Raw genomic sequence first — 2,786 nt, 5'->3', positions numbered from 1 at the left:
AACATCACCCGCAGCCGCCTCGCACGCCTCACCCGCCAAGGCTTCCTCACCCAACCCGGACGAGGCCGCTACCAGAAACGGACTTAACAACCTCTCCTTGCTAAGCGGACGGCTGTAGTCGGCATCGGCCTGGATGGCGTCACCGTGTGGCGGAACTGTGCTGAGTCACGCCGCAAGGCGGACAAGCTGCTGATCAAGCCAACGGGTGGGCCAGGCCGACGCCGATGACCGGCAGACATCTCCGGGGAACGGCAGCCCCTGACGGGACGCCAGTTATCTTTCGAGTCATGCCGGATCATAGGCGCCGAGCCTGGCAGCAACCCATCCCGGGCCGCAGAAGAACTCTCACAGTTATGTTTCTTTTTACAGTCCCGCTCCGGAGGCCGGGCGCCCCTTGAGCCGGGCGGCTCTGCTCCTCTCAATCGCAACCGTTTGGATACGTTTTTGCCCCATGCGTAAGGATTGGCGGCTGGCGGGGTCTTATTGATCGGGAGTGCCGTGGCTTTGCAGCCGATAGAAAGATACGGAAAGGGGCTTTTACGGTGATGGAGTGTACAGGGGTGAGAGCCCTGAGTGACGTGCGGGAGAGGACGGCCGGCCGGGTCGGGGGCCCCGTGGGGCCTCCTGCGGGGGCAGGCGCGTTCTGGAGCCGGAGGCGGCGATTAGCGGCGGCTCTGGCGGTGACGGTGGGAGCAGCGCTGACGGCGGGTCTGCACCCTGCCGCTGCTGACACGCCGGTGGCGCACACGCTTCCAGATGACAGTGCGAAGGCAGACACGGTGTCCATTGGGTCGGGTACCGTCGCCCCTGCCGACCGGGTCTTTAAGGATGGTTACGGTAGGGAGGTGGTGCTGCGCGGTTACGCAGTGTCAGGGTCCACCAAGCTCAAGGAAAGCGGCATGCTGCCCTTCCGCACCACTGAGGATGCCGCCGCGTCCTTCGCCGCCTTGAAACAAAAAGCTGGCTCGAACGTAGTGCGCTTCCAGATTCTGTGGGAAGGCGCCCAGCCTAAGCGTGGGGCAGTGGATTATGCGTACCTGGACAAGGCCATCGCGCAGATCAAGGAGGCCACCTCACGAGGGCTGCGCGTGATCGTGGAGTATCACCAGGACCTCATGGCCCGCTCACTGTTCTATCCAGGGTCGTGGCACACCGGGGAGGGCATGCCCGACTGGGCGATCGCAACCCTCGGCCTGACAGGCAAGGAATACTGCGGCCCTATTTGCTTGGACTGGGCACAGCAGCAGTTGACGGCAGATGATGGCGGGGTACGGCTTGCCGCACGGGCGTTCTGGAATAACCAGCAGATCACCGACAGTGCCGGAACCACCCATATCCAGGACGTTTTCGTCAATCAAGCGACCTCAGTTTTGAAATACCTGAAATCCAAGCTGACGGGTGACGACTGGAACCGGATCGTGGGCTTCGAGCCGGCGAACGAGCCCTTTGACGGGGGAATGGAGGGCGATACTCCGGGAACGTGGGACACCACCAAGCTCTGGCCATTTTATCGGCGCATCCGCACGGCGATGGACAACGCCGGATGGAACGACAAGCTCGAGTTCGCCGAGCCGCTCGTCTTCTGGAACAGTCAGACCCCGACAGTCCCCCCGGTGGGAGGCACCCCCGACCCCAAAGTCACAGGCAGGATCGTATTCACGCCGCATTTCTACGACACTCCCCGCCAACTACCCCAACCGCCATGGGCGTTGGGCGCAGGCAGCGGTGCGTACCTGCAAAACTTCGATCTCATCCGCGAAAGGGCCCGGGCCTGGGGCGCCCCCGCGTTCGTGTCCGAGTTCGGCGCCAAAGTCGGCCAAAGCGGAGTCCCCGACACGGCACGCGAACTGACCGGCATGTACCAGGGCATGAACTCTGGGCAGGCCGCACAACCCGGCACCACCGTGCTCGACGACTACGCGCCCGTGCTCTCCGGCACCCAGTGGCACTGGGACATCTACCGTAATCACCATCACGAAGACAAGAACGGCTCAGGCGAGATCCAGACCAGCGGCGACGCCTGGAATGGTGAGGACCATTCCGTCATCGAACGTAACGACGCCGGGCAGATCAACGCAGTGATCAACAACAGCCTGATCGCTCAGGCCTACCCGCAAGCCGTCCAGGGCGGCCTTCTTAACTTCCAGTACAGCACCAGCGCCACCGACAGCTCCGGCACCTGGCTCAACTGGCTCCAACTGTGCCCAGGCGACGGTAAGCAATGCCACTTTTTCGGCTCTTCCAACTTTCTCTTTGAAGCCTGGCAGGGCCGCAACAGCGACGCGCCCACCCAAACGTACCTGCCCCCGCAGTTCAACCCCACCACCACAACGATCATCACGGACACAGGCATCTACAATGCCGCTGACCTTCCCACCGCTCCGGGCAACAAGGCCAACGAGGTCGTCCTGCGCGCCAACCCCCACACGACCAACGGGGGCGGCCGACAGCTGCTGTACTGGACCGACAACTCGGCAGCCACCAGCACAAACAACCGTCACTTCCTCTTCGTACTCGCCAACGCACCCAACACTCTGACGGGGCTGGGATATACCACCACGGCCCAGCAACAGAATTTCCTCCAACAAATTCAGACAAAACTTATTAAATCAATGAACGACGGGACTAACCCGGTCCGCCTCCGTAAAACCGGCACCTGAGCAGGGTCGGAGACTGAACGTCTTTCATCCTGGATAGGTGCAGGTCAGCAGGGTGTGGACGGCCTTCACGGTGGTGCCGATGCGGTTGGTGGAGCATCGTGCTCGTCGAAGAGCCTTCCACGATTT

The 2,786-nt window shown here is 62.3% G+C and carries 1 protein-coding gene and 1 pseudogene; one reads left to right on the top strand and one right to left on the bottom strand.

Features of this window, described 5'->3' with window-relative positions; translation table 11 throughout:
- Positions 1 to 845: 845 nt before the first annotated feature.
- Entirely contained in the window at positions 846 to 2,660 is a 1,815-nt protein-coding gene (locus tag ACFYP3_RS37475; protein WP_388842581.1) for a cellulase family glycosylhydrolase, read from the top strand.
- A gap of 24 nt (positions 2,661 to 2,684) precedes the next feature.
- Here the strand turns inward: ACFYP3_RS37475 and ACFYP3_RS37470 are convergent.
- Positions 2,685 to 2,786: pseudogene (locus tag ACFYP3_RS37470) on the bottom strand (IS5/IS1182 family transposase); the annotation flags it as partial.

Origin of the sequence: Streptomyces sp. NPDC005533, assembly GCF_042871845.1 — a bacterium.
Taxonomy (GTDB): Bacteria; Actinomycetota; Actinomycetes; order Streptomycetales; family Streptomycetaceae; genus Streptomyces.
This window is presented reverse-complemented; position numbering and strand designations above follow the sequence as displayed.